Raw genomic sequence first — 16,911 nt, 5'->3', positions numbered from 1 at the left:
CGCTGGCTATTCGATGATGTCGCCGCGCAGCAGGTACTTGCACACGGCGATGGTGCTGACGAAGCCGAGCATGGCGATCAGCAGTGCCGCCTCGAAATAGTCCTTGTTGTTGACCCAGATACCGAACAGCACGATCAGCGCGATCGAGTTCATGTACATGGTGTCGACCGCCAGCACCCGATCCGGCAGGCTGGGGCCGATCACGGCGCGATAGAAGTTGAGCGCGATAGCGGCGCTGAACAGCGCCAGGGCGATCCACAGCGCGGTAGCGATCATGATTCGAAGATCTCCATGAGCGGGCGTTCGTAACGCTGATGAATCTCGGCGATCAGACCCTCGATGTCGGCCACGTCGAGGGCGTGGATCAGCAGCGTGCGATTGTCCAGGCGCAGATGGGCCGACACGGTGCCCGGGGTCATCGTGATGGTGCTGGCGAGAATGGTGATGGGGAAGTTCTCGGTCAGCGTCAGCGGATATTCGACGAACGCCGGGCGCATGCGTCCGCGCGGATCGAGAATCAGCTTGGAGACCTCGAGGTTGGCCACGACGATGTCCTTGAGTACCCGGCCCACGTAGTGCAGCAGCTTGAGCGGATGCTTGATCCGTGGCTGGCGCTCCCAGAAGGGGCGGCACAACACCGGGATCACCATGGCGAGCACGCCGCCCAGCAGCCACTGGCCGAGGGCCACACTCTGCTGCAGCAGCAGCCACACCAGTAGCAGCAGCAGCGACAGTACCGGCATCGGCAGCCAGCGCAGGGGAGGAATCATGAGTCACCTCCAGAAGTCGGGGCGAGGATCGCTTGGGTATAGGCGCCGGGGTCGAGCAGCTGGGTGGCGCTTGCCTGGGTGAATTCGGTGATCGGGCCGGCAAAGATCGCCAGCAGTGGCGAGGCGCCCAGCAGCAGGATCAGGCCCGCCAGCATGCTCGGCTTGAGCCGTGGCCCTTCGGGGTCGGGTTTGCCCGCCTTCCAGAAGATGGTGGAGCCGCTGCGGCCCATCGCCACCAGCCCCGCGAGGCTCGACAGCAGCAGCAGCGACCACAGCCACGGCTGCTCGCTCGGCTGCGCGGCGTTGAGCAGCAGCGCCTTGCCGATCGCCCCGGACAGCGGCGGCAGACCGACCACGGTGATCGCGCCGACGAAGTAGGCCAGCCCCAGCAGCGCCGGTTGGGTGACGCCACGGCCGGGCACGATACGCGCGCCGGCCTTGCCGCGCTGGTCGGCAATGGCATCGGCGAGCAGGAACAGACCGCCGCTGACCAGGGTGGTATGCAGCATGTAGTAGAGCAGTGCCGAGAGCGAGGCCACGCGGTCCATGCTCACGCCGACCAGCAGGGTACCCACCGAGATCAGGATCAGATAGGCGACCTGGGTGCGCAGGTCGCGCGCCGAGAGCACGCCGATCCCGCCAAGCGCGACCGTCGCCAGAGCGAACCACCACAACCACGGCTGTACGAAGTTGGCCAGGTCGCCGGCGCTGTCGCCGAAGATCAGGGTATAGACGCGCAGAATGGCATAGATGCCCACCTTGGTCATGATCGCGAACAGGGCCGCCACCGGTGCCGGCGCGCTGGCGTAGGCCCGCGGCAGCCAGAAGTAGAGCGGTAGAATCGCCGACTTCAACCCGAATACCACCAGCAGCAGAAAGGCACCGGCCTTGAGCAGCCCCTGGCGCTCGGGGTCGAGCTCGGCGACCCGCTGGCCCATGTCCGCCATGTTGAGCGTGCCGGTAGTGCCGTAGAGCACGCCGAGGGCGATCAGGAACATCGCCGAGCCGGCCAGGTTGAGTGCCACGTAGTGGAAGCCCGCCTGGGTGCGGTCCTTGCCGCCACCGTGCATCAGCAGCGAGTAGGAGGCGATCAGCAGGATTTCGAAGAATACGAACAGGTTGAACATGTCGCCGGTGAGGAAGGCACCGTTGATTCCCATCAACTGCAGCTGGAACAGTCCATGGAAATTGCTGCCTTTCTTGTCGTCACCGGCGCAGGCATAGGCCAGGCTGCCGAGGGCGAGCACGCTGGTCAGGCACACCATCAGCGCCGAGAGACGATCGAGCATCAGGATGATGCCGAACGGCGGCTGCCAGTCGCCCAGGGCGTAGTAGCTGATCTGGCCGTGGCTGCTCTCGACCACCAGCGCGATGCTGATCACGACCAGCAGGGCGGTACTCACCAGGCCGATGGTGCGCCGTGGCTGCATGGTGGCGTCGCGCTTGATCAGCATCGCGAGCCCGGTGAACAGCGGCAGCAGGATAGGGAGAATGATCAGGTGCTGCATCACGACTTCTCCTCCCTGGCTTCATCGCCGCGCTGATCGTTGACCTGATCGCTGCCCTGGTCGCCGCGCACGCGCATCGCCAGAATCACCGAGAACGCGGTCATGGCGAAGCCGATCACGATGGCGGTGAGGACCAGCGCCTGGGGCAGCGGGTCGGCATAGTGGGTCTTGCCATCCTGGATCACCGCGGCGCCGTCGGTGGTGAGGCCGCCGGTGGAGAACAGGAACAGGTTGACTGCGTAGGAGAGCAGCGTCAGCCCCACGACCACGGGGAAGGTGCGTCCACGCAGAGCCAGGTAGAGACCGCTGGCCGCCAGAAAGCCGGTTACGGTGGCGAAGAGCGCTTCCATCAGACGGTCTCCTTGTCGTTCTCTTTGCTGGGCCGGTGACGCGTAGTCAACTTGCCCAGGTTGGCCAGGATCATCAGCGTCGCGCCGACCACGGTGAGATAGACGCCGAGATCGAACAGCATGGCGGTGGCCAGTTCCACTTCGCCGATATAGGGAATCGCGAAGTGACCGAACGCCGAGGTCAGGAAGTTGTGACCGAACAGCCAACTGCCGAGGCCGGTGAGGGCAGCGATTACCACCCCGGTCACCGCGATCGGCTGGTACTGGAAGGTCAGGCGCTGCTGCGCCCAGTCGACGCCGCGGGCGATGTACAAAAGGATCAGTGCCACTGCGGTGACCAGACCGGCGATGAAGCCGCCGCCGGGCTCATTGTGGCCGCGCAGGAAGATGAACACCGACACCAGCAGCGCCAGCGGCAGTAGGGTCTGTGACACCGTGGCCAGCAGCATCGGGTGCAGATCCTTCGACCACGGCCGGCCTTCGCTGTCGCTCGATGGCATGAACAGACGCAGCCGGTTGAGCAACTTGTAGATGCCGATGGCGGCGATGCACAGTACGGTGATCTCGCCCAGGGTATCGAAGCCGCGGAAGTCCACCAGTGACGTTGACCACGTTGTGGCCGCCGCCGCCGCTGACGCTATTGGCCAGGAAGTAGCCCGAGATGCTGTCGAGCGAGCGCGTCAGCAGGGCGTAGTTGAGGCTGGCGACGATACCGCCGAAGCTGGCTGCCAGCACGTCGCGCACGATGCGCGCGCCGCTCGACTCCTTGGGCGTACGCTGGGGCAGGAAGAACAGCGCCAGCATCAGCAGGATCACCGTGACCACCTCGACCGCCAGCTGGGTCAGTGCCAGGTCCGGCGCCGAGAAGCGCGCGAACGCCAGCGACACCATCAGCCCCACCACCGAGAGCATCATCAGCGAGACCAGACGGCGACGATGCAGCACGGCGGTGCTGAGTCCGGCGAGGATGGTGATCGCCGCGCCCACCACCAACAGGCCATCCAGTGGCTTGAGCGGCAGCTCGCCCTTCAACCGGGTGAGATCGAGCAGTCCGCTACCGGTGAGGAACAGTACTACCACGATCAGCCACAGCATGTAGCGCTGCAGTGAGCCGTTCTCCAGGCGGTCGATGCCGCGCTGGGTGGCGCCGAGCAGTTGGCGCACGGCGTACTCGAACAGCATCAGCGCGTTGCGCTGGGGGAACTGGCGCTGGAAGCTGAACAGGGTGCGGCGCACGCTGTAGATGGCGACGCCCCGGCCAGAGCGATGGCGCTCATCAGCAGCGGCAGGTTGAAGCCGTGCCAGATCGCCAGGTGCAGTTCCGGACGCGGCGCCAGGATCGTCGCCTGGCCCGCGGCCTCGAGAATGCCGGTCACCATCAGCGCCGGCAGCAGCCCGATGAGCACGCACAGTGCCACCAGCAGCAGCATCGGCAGGCGCATCATGAAGGGCGCCTCGTGCGGCGTCTTGGGCAGATCCGTGGCTGGCGGGCCGAAGAAGACGTTACGCACGTAGCGTAGCGAGTAGGCCACCGAAAGCACGCTGCCAAGAGTCGCGAGCACCGGGATCAGCCACGCCAGACCACCGAGGATGCCGCTGCCGAGCGCCTCGGTCAGCATCATCTCCTTGGACAGGAAGCCGTTGAGCAGCGGCACGCCGGCCATCGACGCCGCCGCCAGTCCGGCCAGCGCCGCGGTCATCGGCATGCTGTGACGCAGCCCGCTAGCTTGCGGATGTCGCGGTACCGGTCTCGTGGTCGATGATCCCCGAAGACATGAACAGCGACGCCTTGAAGGTGGCGTGGTTGATGATGTGGAACAGCCCCGCGATCACCGCCAGCTTGCTGTCGAGCCCGAACAGCATGGTGATCATGCCCAGGTGGCTGACGGTGGAAAAGGCCAGCACACCCTTGAGATCGTACTTGAGCAGGGCGAAGTAGGCGGCGTAGATCATCGTCACCAGACCGGTCAGGGTGACGATATAGAGCCAGAGATGGGAGCCGGCCAGCGCCGGATGCAAACGGGCGAGCAGAAACACGCCGGCTTTGACCATGGTTGCCGAGTGAAGGAACGCGGAGACCGGCGTGGGGGCCGACATCGCGTGGGGCAGCCAGAAGTGGAACGGGAACTGCGCCGACTTGGTGAAGGCACCGAGCAGGATCAGCAGCAGCGCCGGCAGGTAGCGCGGGTCGGCCTGAATCAGCTGGCGGCTGTCGAGCACTGTCTGCATGTCGAAGGTGCCGACGATATGGCCGAGCAGCAGGAAGCCGGCGAGCATCGCAAGCCCCCCCATGCCGGTCACCGTCAGCGCCATGCGCGCGCCGCGGCGCGCCTCGCTCTGCTTGTACCAGTAGCCGATCAGCAGAAACGAAGAGAGGCTGGTCAGCTCCCAGAACACCCACAGCAGCAGCAGGTTGTCGGCCATCACGATGCCCAGCATCGAGGTCATGAACAGCATCAGATAGGCGTAGAAGCGCGGCATGCTGTCCTCGGGCGCCAGGTAGTAGCGCGAGTAGAGGATGATCAGCAGACCGATGCCGAGGATCAGCATCACGAACAGCAGCGACAGCCCGTCGAGCCGGAAGGCCAGGTCGAGCCCCAACTGCGGCACCCAGCTCAGGCTGAAGCGGGGGATCTCCCCGGCGAGCACGCTGGGCGCATGGTAGAGCGCGATGGCCAGCGCCACGGCGGGCAGAATCGCGGTCGACCCCGCGTTGAGATTGCGCTGTCGATTGGAGCTCAACAGCGGTATGAGGCTGCCCAATAGAGGCAGCAGCACGATCAGCGGCAATGACATGAAGTTGTCGCTCTTCTCAAGGACCCGAACGGACAGCCGGCGAGACCAGGTGGCTCGGGCTGACTCTCTGCGTACGTCGAGGGGCCAGTGTGACCGCGCCCGGCGGTCCTAGTGTAGGCGATCTCGCCCACGCCCAGGGACTCGTCCACAGCTCAGCGCTGGCGCTGGGCACCACGAGATACGCGTTGGTCGGATGAACTGGGCCGCCGGAGCGGCGCGCTTTCCGCCGATGGCCGGCGGCGACTGGCGCACGCGATCCGCCACGAGGTGACGGGCAGCGAGCGGTCTCAGAGCAGGTGGGGCGGATCGGTCAGATAGGGCGGCGCGCACCGCGGGGTGCCAGCATCCACGCCGGGGTGCGGCCCTCCAGGGCGAGCATGCCGACGTGGTATGACGGAGTCTGGGCACCGATACGGCAGGTCGCGCATGTCAGCGATAGCTGGCTAGGCATGTGGCCCGGCATGGTGTCTCTCCTCTCTGATAAGCGCTTCGCGATTCGCCGATAAGCGCTTCACGATTCGCACGCACTTGTGAACGTTCGGCGACAAGCGCTGTTCATGCAGGGGCGCCCGGCGTCACCGGGGCTGCGGCGTTCTCTCTCGGAACGTTGATCAGGCTTGTTGTGTGTCGTACCCGGGAAGCGTTCTGATCGGATACGCGGCTCGGTTCAAAAACGTTTCCCGGGTACGACGCACGTGCACGGTCTGGGCTCGATTGAGCATTGCGGGGCCGCGCAGTTTTGCGCATTGGGCTCCGAAAGGCTTGAAAGTATTGGCTATTTGAGTAACCGAGCCGGCGCTCGTTAACGACTGTATCACGCCGCCCGAGGGGGAGCCATAGGGGGCGCACGGCGGTTTCATTGTACATGCGATCCGTCCGGTGATAGCTTTTGTACAAATATGAAGGCTTGGCGCTATTCACCCGCTGGTGAGTGCCAGCGATGGAAATTGGCCGCTACGGTAGCGCCAGGCGTGCGCCTCGATAGCGGTCTGGCCGGCCCGCGAGTCTGGAGGCTGCGGCATGGAATCTTCCTGCGATCTGATCTGGTTTCGGCGTGACCTGCGCCTGGGCGACAACGATCTGCTGGCGGTCGAACCGCACGCGGAGACCGTGCTATGTGTCTTCGTACTCGAACCGTGCTGGTTGGACGGCACGGCGCCGGCGCAGACGTCACCCCAGTGGGCGCTGCTGTGGCAGAGTCTGATCGATCTGCGTGGCACGCTGCTGACACGAGGCAGCGATCTGCTGGTGTGTGTCGGCGAGCCTGAGCAGCTGCTGCCGCGGCTGGCCCAGCGGGTCGGCGCCCAGCGGGTGATCACCCACGCCATGGCGGGCGGCAACGAGTGCGCCACGACTCGGTTGGTGCAGGCGGCACTGGCGCCGGCTCAGCTCTGCGTGCTGCCGGACTCGCCGCTGTTTCCTGCCCATCATGACGACACCGAGACGCGCGAGCTCTCCTTCGCTGAGTTCGTCACCCGCTCACGTGGCAGCAGCGCCCTGGCGCCGAGGAGCCCGGGGCAGCCGTTCACGCTGCCGCCCTGGCCGCAGGATGCCCCGCGCGGGCTGCCACCCCTCGGCAGCCTGTTCGGCGACGTCGAGCCGTTGACGGCGGCGATGCCAGGGGGGGAGCCGGCGGCGCAGACGCGTCTGCGCCAACTGCGCGATGCCCCGCTCGATTGGGGGGCCGAGGATACGCGCGCGCTGCTGCGCTGGCGCGCACTGGGCTGCGTGTCGGCGCGCCAGCTCTATGCGCTGTGCGATCGCCTGGATAATACGGCCGGGTCCGAACATCCGCAGCGCTATCTGCGCCACGAGCTTTTGTGGCATGAGTACCTGCGCCGTCAGCAGATCTATGGCGCCGACGTCAGCCGCTTCCGGCCCTTATGCGTCGACCCTTCCGGTGGCAGCGAACCCGGTTTCCTGCGTGTCGAAGGTGGGCTCGATACGCAGTCGGCCGGGCTTGTTACCGTGGTGCGCCGGGAGACACCGCGTCATCTCGAGCCGACGCCCACGGCGGCGCCACGCGGCAGTACTGGATCCTGGTTCGATCGTTACTAGCCCACGCGGGTATTGCGCGGGATGCGCTACACTGGGCGGACGCCGACGCCCGCCAGCGGCGCTGGCGCGTGGAATCCCTGCATAAAGGAAGTGCATCGTGACGCGTTCTGCTCCCCTCAAAGGCTACCTGACCCTGTCTCTCTGCCTCTCTCTCGCCCTGGTTGGCTGTCAGAGCGTGGCTGCCACCCCGGCGTCGAGTCAGTCGCCCGACAACGCCGCACAGGCGTCCGGCTCGGCGCCGGCCGCCTCCGGCGCAGCGAGCGCGCGTGCCACGACCCGCGCCGACGCCGAGCAGGTCACGCCGCAGGCGCGTGCCGGTTTCGACACCTGGGTCGCCGACTTCCGCCGTCAGGCCGCCAGCGAGGGCATCGACCAGGCGACCCTGGCCGAGGCCTTCGACCACGCCACCTATCAGCCGCGGGTGATCGAGCTCGACCGCTCCCAGCCCGAATTCACCCGCCAGGTGTGGAGCTATCTGGACAGCGCGGTCTCGGATCAGCGGGTCGCCAATGGCCGCGCCCGGCTTGACGCCCATCGGGCCCTGGCCGAGCGCATCGAGCAGCGTTACGGCGTACCCGGCAGCATCGTGGTCGCGATCTGGGGCGTCGAGAGTAACTACGGCAGCAATTTCGGCAACTTCGAGACCATCGACGCGCTGTCGACGCTGGGCTACGAAGGTCGGCGGCAGGCGTTCGCCCGGGGCGAGCTGATGGCTGCGCTCAAGATCCTGCAAAACGGTGACATCGATCGCGATCACATGCGCGGCTCCTGGGCCGGTGCCATGGGACACACCCAGTTCATCCCCTCGAGCTTCCTCGCCTATGCGGTGGATGGTGATGGCGACGGCCGGCGCGATATCTGGGGCAGCATTCCCGACGTCATGGCCTCGACGGCCAACTACCTGGCCAAGTCCGGCTGGCAGCGCGGCCAGCCCTGGGGTGCCGAAGTGAGTCTGCCGGCCGGTTTCGATTACGCCCAGACCGAACTCTCGGTGCGCCACTCGAGTCAGGCCTGGGCGGCCCAGGGCGTGGCGCGGGTCGGCGGCGGAGCGCTGCCCGATTTCGCCGAGGCCTCGGTCATCGCCCCGGCCGGGGCACAGGGGCCGGCGTTCCTGGTCGGGCCCAATTTCCGCGTGATCATGCGCTACAACGCCTCCACCAGCTACGCCCTGGCGGTCGCCACGCTTGCCGATCGCATCGCCGGGCGGCCCGGCATCCAGGGGCAGTGGCCGCGTTCGGAGCCGGCCCTGTCGCGGACCCAGGTGCGTGAGATGCAGCAGGCGCTCAACGCGCGAGGCTTCGACGTCGGCACGCCGGACGGGCGGATCGGCCCCAATACTCGTGCCGGGCTGCGCGCCTATCAGCGTTCGATCGGGGTCACCCCGGATGGCTATCCCACCCAGGCACTGATCCAGCGCCTCGAGACGCCATGATGGCGGCCGCGCAGTAGGCGCGGCGTCGATCAACGTGATCTCCGGGGCGGCGTGGCGGGGCTGAATGGATTGCGATTCGGCGTCTTTTCCCCTATTTGCCACCCGCCGCGCCGTGTCACACTCGGCGCTTTCATCGGTTTTGAGAGCGCCGCGGCGCGATGCCCTCGTGCATCGCTCGTCGCGGCGCCGTGAGGCGAGTCATGGGAGTGCAGCGATTCACCGGTGCCAATACCCGGGAGACCATGCGTCAGATACGCCAGGCCCTGGGTGAAGACGTTCTGATCCTATCCAACCGCGTCGTCGACGGTGGCGTCGAGATCGTCGCCATGTCCGAGCAGGCCCACGCGCAGGCGCTGGCCGGGCCCGCAGCCGAGGACGACAGCAACGGCACGCCGACGAGCGAGAGCGCCGCGGCTGAGTCACCGGCAGCCTGGGAAGCCTTCAACCGGCGCATGCTCGAGGACATGCGCGCGCTGCTGCGCGAGAGCGCTGCGCCGGCGCCCGCCCCGGGGCAGGCGGTACGCGATGCCATCCTGCGTCAGCTGAGCCAGGCCGGTTTCAGCCACGTGCTCTGTGAAACCTTGCTGGAAACGCTGCCGGCATCGCTGCTCGACGAGTCCGCCGAGGAGGCCGAGACGCCTGCCTGGCAGGCGTGGCTCGAGCGCCAGTTGGCGGCGCGCCTCGAGGTGCTGGACAGCGAAGAGGCGCTGTTCGAGGCTGGCGGGCTGTTCGCGCTGGTTGGCCCCACCGGCGCCGGCAAGACCACTACCACGGCCAAACTGGCGGCGCGCTACGTGATGCGCCACGGCCCGCGCGAGGCCGCGCTGGTGACCACCGACCTACCGTATCGGCGCCGCCGAGCAGCTGCGTATCTATGCGCGCCTGCTGGGTGTGGAAGTGCATGCGCTCGACGAACAGGGCGACCTGGGGGCACTGCTGGGGCGTCTGGCCCAGCCCCGCCGCGGGCTGATGGGACGCTCCGGCGGCAAGCGCATGATGGGTGATCGACACCGTCGGCATGAGCCAGCGCGACCAGCGACTGATGGGCGAAATCGCCCGCCTCGGCGCCGCACCGGTCAGCGTGCGCCGGCTGCTGGTGCTCGATGCCGCGCGTCACGGCGATACCCTGGAGCAGGTGGTCGAGGCGTGGCAGCGCGCCTCGCAGGAGGCTGGCGAGCCGCTGTGGGGCTGCATTCTGACCAAGCTCGACGAGGCCGCGCGCCTGGGGCCGGTGCTGGACGTGCTGATGCGCCACGGGCTCAAGCTCTGCTATCTCTCGCGCGGACAGCGGGTGCCGGAAGACCTGGAGCCGGTGGATCGCGAAGCGCTGTTGCGTGAAGCGCTCGACCATGGCGGCGAGTCGCCGTTCTCGCGTGCCGCGGGCAGCGCCCCGGCGGCGCCGGCCCAGGCGCGTCAGCAGGCGCTCTCCCAGGGCGTGCTGCGTCAGGGCGAGGCCTTGGAGACCATGCTCGCCACGTTGCGTCGACAGGTCCAGGGGATGCCCTGGCTGGAGCACGCCTGGCCGCGCAACCACGGCACCGACAGCGCCTTTGCGGCGCGCTTGATGAGCGCGAGCCGTCAGGCCGGGCTGCGCGGGGAGGGCGCGCCGCGCGCGCTGTGGTGGTCCAAGCCGGCCCCGGTGCGCGGTCAGGGGCAGGCCATGCCGCTGGTGGCGCTGGATGCCCACGGCATGCCGCAGCCGTTGGTATGGCCGCGCCACGAGCTGCCGGCGGGGGACGAAGCGCGCTTTGCCTGGGCCGACTCGCTGGGCGCCGAGTGGCACCTGCTGAACCAGTTGCCGGATGTCGAGCTGCTCGCCGGGCTCGATGTGCAGCGACGCAGTTGGCTCGCCGCCACCAACGCCAGCCGCCGCGTGCGTCACAGCGGTGAATGGCTGCGCCTGGACGAGGCGCTGGCGCTGGGTGAAGCGCAGCCGGGGATCACGATGTTTCATCGCGGGCGCCAGGCGCGCCTCGATCTCAAGCGTCTCGAGACCACCCTGGCCAAACGCCGCGGCGATGGTGAAGGTCTGCCGGTGATCGCCTGGGAAGGCACCTGGCACGACGAGGCCGATGGCCGCCAGCTGGGACGGCGCTTCTGGATCGGCAGCGCCCGCACCGGCTTCGACAGCGGTTCGCGGCTGGCCGCGGCGCTGGCGCTGGAGGGCCTGCCCGAGCCTGACCCAGCAAGCCGAGAGGCTGCTCAAGACGCGTCGCCCCGAGCTCGAAGAGCGGGCTCACGCTGGCAGCTTGCCGCCGCACTGGCATCGCTGGCGCTGCATCTGGCCCAGGCGGAAGCCGGCTGGGCCACGGACGTACGTGCGCGGCTGTCGGATATCGCCCAGCGCCGCTGTGGGCGCCGGCCCAAGGCGTTGCTCGAGGGGCTGATGGATGCGCTGAGCGCCCACCAGACCCTGCGCCGCGCCAAAGGGGCTGGCGGGGCGGCGACGGACGCCGAGCGGTGAGCGATCAGGCCGCTGGACTGCGCGCCTGGCAGCGCCAGCGTGACGCGCTGGCCGCTGCTGGTACTGGGTGAGCCCCGGCGCGGGGCGCTGGGAGAGCCTGCTGAGGCGCGCTCAACGAGCGCAGTGGGCGGCGCTGGGCGACCGGGACCCGGCCGAGGCGCCGCGCGCTGCAACCCGGACACGCGCTGCTTTGGATAGAGACCCGCGGTGGGATCGACCCCGACTACCGCTGGCTCAAGCGCATGGCGGTGGACGTCGGCCCGCTGCCGACCCTGCTGCATTTGGAGTCGGCAGCGATCAGCCAGGCGCGGCTGGACAACCTGAGCGTCGCCGCGCGTCGCTTCCTGGGGGTCGAACTCAGCCACGACCCCGGGCGCTGGCTGGCGCCCTGAGCCGGCGCCGCCGCGCCTGAAATACCACCACCGAGTGCCGCGCGCAGGCGCTGCCTTATCACCCGCTCGGACTTGCCATCATCCGTTCAGGCTTGTCACGCTCAGACCCGCAAGCCCAGACCCATCATGCTCAGAATAGCCGCGCCAGCAGCGCGGTTACCGCGGTCTCCACGCGCAGGATGCGCTCGCCCAGATGGACCCCCTCGCATCCCGCCTCCTCGAAGCGGGCCACCTCGTAATCGACGAAGCCGCCTTCCGGGCCGATCGCCAGCAGCGTCGGCTCGTCGATCCCGCGTGGGCACGCCCGCGGCATGCCGGGATGGGCGATCAGCCCGCGCCGGCCCGTCAGCAGTGCCGGCAGGCGATCCTCGACGAACGGCTTGAAGCGCGTCTCCAGGGTCACTTCGGGCAGGCGTGTGTCGCGCGCCTGCTCCAGCCCCAGCACCAGGTGCTGATGGATCTTGTCGGGGCGAAGCTCGGGTGACTGCCGTAGCTCTTCTCGACCCGGCGCGTATGCAGCAGCGTCAGTTGTTTCACCCCCAGCGCGGCGATGTGTTCGAGGCTGCGCGCCAGCATACGCGGCCGCGGCAGCGCCAGCAGCAGGTGCACCGGCAGCGGCGCCGGGGCTCACGGTCGAGCGCGGGCACGTGGAATAGCGCCTCGCTGGCGCTCAGCGCCAGCAGCTCGCCACGGCCGATGGCGCCATCGAGCGCGCCCACGGTCAGGCTGTCGCCGGGGGCGGCGCGATGCACCTCGCGCAGATGGGTCAGGCGGCGTGGATCGCACACGCGGGCGTGGCTGGCGTCGATCCAGTCGGCGGGTTCGAGCAGAATCAGGTTCATGCAGGCAGCGGGGCACTCGGGGATGAGAATCGGGCGCCTATTGTGCCTCAGGCGCAGGCACCGGGGCCAACGGCAGCCGTCTGGCGGCGGCCGGGAACAGGTGCGATGAGCTCGGGGGCTTTCTGGCCCGGGCCTTTCTGACATAATGCCTCTTCCATATTCGGTGACAGCGCAACGAAAGGCGAGCGATGAAGGTTCTGATCCTAGGAGGCGGCGGGCGCGAGCACGCCCTGGCGTGGAAGGCGGCACAGTCGCCGCAGGTCGACACGGTGTTCGTGGCCCCCGGCACAACGCCGGCACTGCCCGCGAGGCGGGGCTGACCAACGTGGCGATCGACGCCATGGACTTCGACGCGCTGATCGCCTTCGCCCGCGACAACGACGTCGAGCTCACCATCGTCGGCCCCGAGGCGCCGCTGGTGGCGGGCGTGGTCGACCGCTTCCAGCAGGCGGGCCTGGCGATCTTCGGCCCCTCGGCCGGCGCGGCCCAGCTCGAAGGCTCCAAGGCCTTCACCAAGGATTTTCTGGCGCGCCATGCGATCCCCTCGGCGGCCTACCAGACCTTCAGTGAAGTCGCCCCGGCGCTCGACTATCTCGACCAGCAGGGCGCGCCGATCGTGATCAAGGCCGATGGCCTTGCCGCCGGCAAGGGCGTGGTAGTGGCGATGACCCGTGACGAGGCGGCTGCGGCGATCCGCGACATGCTCGAGGACAACGCCTTCGGTGATGCCGGCGCGCGGGTGGTGATCGAAGAGTTCCTCGACGGCGAGGAGGCGAGTTTCATCGTCATGGTCGACGGCGAGCACGTCTGGCCGATGGCCACCAGCCAGGATCACAAGCGCGCCTACGATGGCGACGCCGGCCCCAACACCGGCGGCATGGGCGCCTACTCGCCAGCGCCGGTGGTCACCGAGACGGTCTATCAGCGCATCATGGACGAGGTGATCACCCCGACCGTCGCCGGCATGGCCGCGGAAGGGCACCCCTACACCGGTTTCCTCTACGCCGGGCTGATGATCGACGCCACGGGTGCGCCCAAGGTGATCGAGTACAACTGCCGCTTCGGTGACCCCGAGACCCAACCGATCCTGATGCGCCTGAACGGTGACCTGGTGGGCCTATGCCAGGCCGCCCTGGCGCAGCGTCTGGATCGCGCCGAGGGAGGCTGGGACCCGCGCGCTGCGGTCGGCGTGGTGATGGCGGCCGGCGGCTATCCCGGCAGCTATCCCAAGGGGGATGCGATCGACGGCCTCGACGCCGCCGAGCAGTGCGGCTGCAAGGTGTTCCATGCCGGCACGACGCAGCGCGACGATGGTCGCGTCGTCACCAGTGGTGGGCGCGTGCTATGTGTGACCGCGCTGGGCGAGAGCGTCGCCGCCGCCGCCGAACAGGCCTACGCAGGCGTCGCCGAGATCACCTGGGCGGGGGCCGAGTATCGACGCGACATTGCCCATCGGGCGATCGCGCGTGAGCGCGAGGATCTCGCGTCACGCAGCTAATCAACCCAGCGCGCAGCCAAGACCTGCGCCGGGACCAGGGAACCAGCGCCATGCCGCAGCTACAGCCATATCGCGACGCCATCGCGGCGATCTGCCGCCCCGCGGCGGCCCGGGCCGTGTCGAGCGCCATCCGGCTCGGCAGGGAGGCGCGGCATGTCGCGTGAGTTTCCGATCATCGCCGTCACCGGCTCCTCCGGCGCCGGCACCACCACGGTCAAGCGCACCTTCGAGCGCATGTTCGCGCGTGAGGACGTCCACGCCGCCTTCATCGACGGCGACGCCTTTCACCGCTACTCGCGGGCGGAGCTGGCCGAGATCCTGCAGACCGAACCGGAGCGCAAGGCGGAGCTGTCGCACTTCTCGGTCAACGCCAATCTGCTGGACCGGCTGGATACGTTGTTCCAGGAGTACGGCGACAGCGGCAAGGGCACCTACCGTCACTATATCCACGCCGAAGACAAGCGCATGATCGAGGCCGGCTGGCAGGTCGGCACTTTCACCGACTGGCAGCCGATCCCCAGCGGCACCGATCTGATGCTCTACGAAGGGCTGCATGGCGGGCTGGTGACCCATGAGGTGGATATCGCGCGTCACGTCGACATGCTGATCGGGGTGGCGCCGACCATCAATCTGGAGTGGCTGCAGAAGATCGACCGCGACACCAAGCTGCGCGGCTACTCGCAGGAGGCGGTGATCGAGACCATTCTCGGGCGGATGCACGACTACGTGCGCTACATCCAGCCCCAGCTCTCGCGCACCCACATCAACTTCCAGCGCGTGCCGACGGTGGACACCTCCAACCCGTTCGAGCTGCAGGACGTGCCTAACGACGGCGAGTCGTTCGTGGTAATCCGCTTCCGCGACCCGGAGGCGGTGGATTTCCCCTATCTGGTGACCATGATCCATGACGCCTTCATGAGCCGTCCCAACACCCTGGTGGTGCCGGGGGCGCGGCTGTCGCTGGCGATGGATCTGATCCTGGCGCCCAAGGTGCGCCAGCTGCTGGCGCAGCGCCGTTTTCGTTGAATCGCTCGACAGCCGGGAGAGACATGGGGCGCGGCAGCAAGGTCACCATCACCGACATCGCCAGACATGTAGGGCTGACCAACATGACGGTGTCGCGTGCGCTCAACAATCCCGCCAAGGTCAAGCCGGAGACCCGCGAACGTATTCGCGCCGCGGCCCGCGAGCTGGGCTATGTGCCCAACGCCTTCGCCAGCCATCTGCGCAGTCGTACCAATCGCTTGATCGGCCTGGTCACCGCCAGCGTCGACAACCCCTTCTACAGTGAGGTCATCAAGGCGATCTCGCGCGCTGCCGCCGAGCAGGACTACACCATCATGCTGATCGATACCGACGGCTCGCCGGAGCGTGAGCGGGTCGCGATCGAGACGCTCTTGAGCTATCAGGTGGCCGGCATCATTTTGTCGCCGGTGTCGGATGACACCGCGTATCACCCCGCCTATCTGGACCGTCTGCGCGCGGCGCGCATGCCTATGGTGATGATCGATCGCGTGCTCGCCGTCGACGACTTCAGCCGCGTGGTGCTCGACAACCACCACGCCGGGCGCCTGCTCGGCGACTGGCTGGCCAGCGCAGGCGTCGAACAGGTGCTGGCGTTGACCGGGCCGAGCGGCTCGCGGATCACTCAGGAGCGCGTGGCCGGACTACGTGCGGCCTATGCCGCCGCGGACGCGCCGCTCACGCTGGTGCAGCTTCCTGGCGACTACACCCTCGAGCCCAGCTACCGTGACATGGCTGACTATCTACGCCAGGGCGCCCCGCTCGAGGCGGTGTTTGGATTCAATCAACTGATCACCCTGGGGGCGATGCGGGCGCTGCACGAGGCGCAAGTGTCGCGCGAGAGCGTCAAGGTGGTGGGGGTCGACCGCCTGCCCTATGCCGATATTTTCGATGTTCGCGTCCCGTGTGCTGCCCATGACACCTACCTTGCCGGTCATGAGGCGGTTCAACTGCTCTTCGCGTGTATCGACGATCCGGCAGCACCCGTGCGTGAGGTGACGATCGCCGCCGACCTTAAGTGATGCGCTCAGGCAAGGGGATCAGTGGGCGGTGTAACCGCCGTCGATCGGCAGGCAGGCGCCGCTGATCATCGCCGCCGCGGCGCTCAGCAGAAAGGCCACGGGTAACGCCACTTCGTCGGGTGCGGCGAAGCGTCCCAGCGGAATCGCTGCCAGCATGGGATCGCGTTTGGCGGGGTCCGACCAGGCCCGTTCGGCCATCGGGGTCAACGTCACCGTGGGGTTGACGCTATTGACCCGAATACCGTGTGGCCCCAGTTCGAGACACAGGACCCGCGTCGTGGCGTCCAGCGCTGCCTTCGAGGCGCAGTAGCCGAGATGGTGCTCCAGCGCGACCAGCGCGGCCTGGCTGGAGACATTGACGATACTGCCCGCGCGTCCGGCGGCAGCATGTTGTTGGCGGCCTCTCGCGCCACGATCGCGGCGGCCCTGACGTTGGTCGCCAGCATCGCATCGAGATCGGCGGCACGTACCTGGATCGCGGCATCGAGCAGCGAGATACCGGCGCAGTTGACCAGCCCGTCGAGCGGTGCGAGGTCGCTGAAAGCGTCTTTCACCGCCAGCTCGTCGGTGATGTCCAGGACCAGGGTGCGGGCGCCCAGTTCATGCTCGAGCGCCTCGCAGCGTGCGCGATCGCGGCCGCAGAGGGTGAGTTCGGCGCCGAGCTGTGCCAGGCGCCGGGCAATGGCCAGACCGATCCCGCTGGTCGCACCGGTGATCAGGATGTGTTGCTGCTGGAGTTCGAGATCCATGGGCGTG

The 16,911-nt window shown here is 67.8% G+C and carries 14 protein-coding genes and 3 pseudogenes; 8 read left to right on the top strand and 9 right to left on the bottom strand.

Translation table 11 applies throughout. The features are described from left to right. Nucleotides 1-6: 6 nt before the first annotated feature. The 6 genes and pseudogenes from CN538_RS03245 to CN538_RS20190 all read right to left on the bottom strand — a co-directional run bounded on the left by CN538_RS03245 (nucleotide 7) and on the right by CN538_RS20190 (nucleotide 5,887). On the bottom strand, nucleotides 7-276 hold the full coding sequence (locus tag CN538_RS03245; protein WP_035472357.1) for a K+/H+ antiporter subunit F: 270 nt from the start codon (nucleotides 274-276) through the stop codon (nucleotides 7-9). Next, nucleotides 273-770 carry a Na+/H+ antiporter subunit E gene (locus tag CN538_RS03240; RefSeq protein WP_106418551.1) on the bottom strand — a complete coding sequence of 166 codons (498 nt, stop codon included), beginning with the start codon at nucleotides 768-770 and terminating at the stop codon, nucleotides 273-275. Before CN538_RS03240 ends, CN538_RS03245 begins: the two co-directional genes overlap by 4 nt. After that, the gene (locus CN538_RS03235; RefSeq protein WP_106418550.1) at nucleotides 767-2,281 is read right to left on the bottom strand and encodes a monovalent cation/H+ antiporter subunit D; all 1,515 of its coding nucleotides are present in this window, start codon (nucleotides 2,279-2,281) and stop codon (nucleotides 767-769) included. The genes CN538_RS03240 and CN538_RS03235 overlap by 4 nt, the downstream gene beginning before the upstream one ends. After that, nucleotides 2,278-2,628, bottom strand: a complete 351-nt coding sequence (locus tag CN538_RS03230) for a Na+/H+ antiporter subunit C (RefSeq protein WP_106418549.1) — start codon at nucleotides 2,626-2,628, stop codon at nucleotides 2,278-2,280. The genes CN538_RS03235 and CN538_RS03230 overlap by 4 nt, the downstream gene beginning before the upstream one ends. After that, a pseudogene (locus CN538_RS03225) lies at nucleotides 2,628-5,424 on the bottom strand (monovalent cation/H+ antiporter subunit A). The gene CN538_RS03230 and the pseudogene CN538_RS03225 overlap by 1 nt, the downstream one beginning before the upstream one ends. Nucleotides 5,425-5,734: 310 nt before the next feature. Then, entirely contained in the window at nucleotides 5,735-5,887 is a 153-nt protein-coding gene (locus tag CN538_RS20190) for a hypothetical protein (RefSeq protein ID WP_164999501.1), read from the bottom strand. Nucleotides 5,888-6,444: 557 nt separating this feature from the next. Between CN538_RS20190 and CN538_RS03220 the strand changes: the two genes are divergently transcribed. The 5 genes from CN538_RS03220 to CN538_RS20185 all read left to right on the top strand — a co-directional run bounded on the left by CN538_RS03220 (nucleotide 6,445) and on the right by CN538_RS20185 (nucleotide 11,770). Next, nucleotides 6,445-7,482: a deoxyribodipyrimidine photo-lyase gene (locus tag CN538_RS03220; RefSeq protein WP_106418548.1), complete on the top strand. Its 1,038-nt coding sequence runs from the start codon at nucleotides 6,445-6,447 to the stop codon at nucleotides 7,480-7,482. Between the two features lie 97 nt (nucleotides 7,483-7,579). Beyond that, nucleotides 7,580-8,914, top strand: coding sequence for a lytic murein transglycosylase (locus tag CN538_RS03215; protein WP_242495528.1), 1,335 nt, complete (start codon nucleotides 7,580-7,582; stop codon nucleotides 8,912-8,914). 200 nt (nucleotides 8,915-9,114) lie between these two features. Next, nucleotides 9,115-9,918 carry a flagellar biosynthesis protein FlhF gene (locus tag CN538_RS03210; protein WP_164999500.1) on the top strand — a complete coding sequence of 268 codons (804 nt, stop codon included), beginning with the start codon at nucleotides 9,115-9,117 and terminating at the stop codon, nucleotides 9,916-9,918. Continuing rightward, nucleotides 9,915-11,378 (top strand): hypothetical protein, encoded by a 1,464-nt coding sequence (locus CN538_RS03205; protein WP_106418546.1) that lies wholly within the window; start codon nucleotides 9,915-9,917, stop codon nucleotides 11,376-11,378. Before CN538_RS03210 ends, CN538_RS03205 begins: the two co-directional genes overlap by 4 nt. A 242-nt stretch (nucleotides 11,379-11,620) precedes the next feature. After that, nucleotides 11,621-11,770: a hypothetical protein gene (locus CN538_RS20185; protein ID WP_164999499.1), complete on the top strand. Its 150-nt coding sequence runs from the start codon at nucleotides 11,621-11,623 to the stop codon at nucleotides 11,768-11,770. A 130-nt stretch (nucleotides 11,771-11,900) separates the two neighbouring features. Here CN538_RS20185 and CN538_RS03200 read toward each other — a convergent pair. After that, nucleotides 11,901-12,612, bottom strand: a pseudogene (locus CN538_RS03200) (16S rRNA (uracil(1498)-N(3))-methyltransferase). Between the two features lie 188 nt (nucleotides 12,613-12,800). Between CN538_RS03200 and purD the strand changes: the two are divergent. From purD to CN538_RS03185, 3 genes and pseudogenes are all read left to right on the top strand, one after another. Continuing rightward, nucleotides 12,801-14,110: pseudogene (gene purD, locus CN538_RS03195) on the top strand (phosphoribosylamine--glycine ligase). A gap of 153 nt (nucleotides 14,111-14,263) precedes the next feature. After that, a complete protein-coding gene (locus CN538_RS03190) occupies nucleotides 14,264-15,136 on the top strand; it encodes a phosphoribulokinase (protein ID WP_035472335.1) in 873 nt (290 codons plus the stop codon). Between the two features lie 23 nt (nucleotides 15,137-15,159). Beyond that, entirely contained in the window at nucleotides 15,160-16,155 is a 996-nt protein-coding gene (locus CN538_RS03185) for a LacI family DNA-binding transcriptional regulator (protein WP_106418545.1), read from the top strand. Between the two features lie 18 nt (nucleotides 16,156-16,173). Here CN538_RS03185 and CN538_RS24030 read toward each other — a convergent pair whose 3' ends face one another. Next, on the bottom strand, nucleotides 16,174-16,482 hold the full coding sequence (locus tag CN538_RS24030) for an SDR family oxidoreductase (RefSeq protein WP_277985145.1): 309 nt from the start codon (nucleotides 16,480-16,482) through the stop codon (nucleotides 16,174-16,176). Beyond that, nucleotides 16,365-16,904 (bottom strand): SDR family oxidoreductase, encoded by a 540-nt coding sequence (locus CN538_RS03180; RefSeq protein ID WP_277985087.1) that lies wholly within the window; start codon nucleotides 16,902-16,904, stop codon nucleotides 16,365-16,367. The genes CN538_RS24030 and CN538_RS03180 overlap by 118 nt, the downstream gene beginning before the upstream one ends. Nucleotides 16,905-16,911: the final 7 nt, after the last annotated feature.

This window comes from Salinicola tamaricis, assembly GCF_003006155.1.
GTDB classification, from domain to species: domain Bacteria; phylum Pseudomonadota; class Gammaproteobacteria; order Pseudomonadales; family Halomonadaceae; genus Salinicola; species Salinicola tamaricis.
The sequence above is the reverse complement of the archived record's forward strand: the minus strand, read 5'-3'. Positions and strand labels throughout refer to the sequence as shown.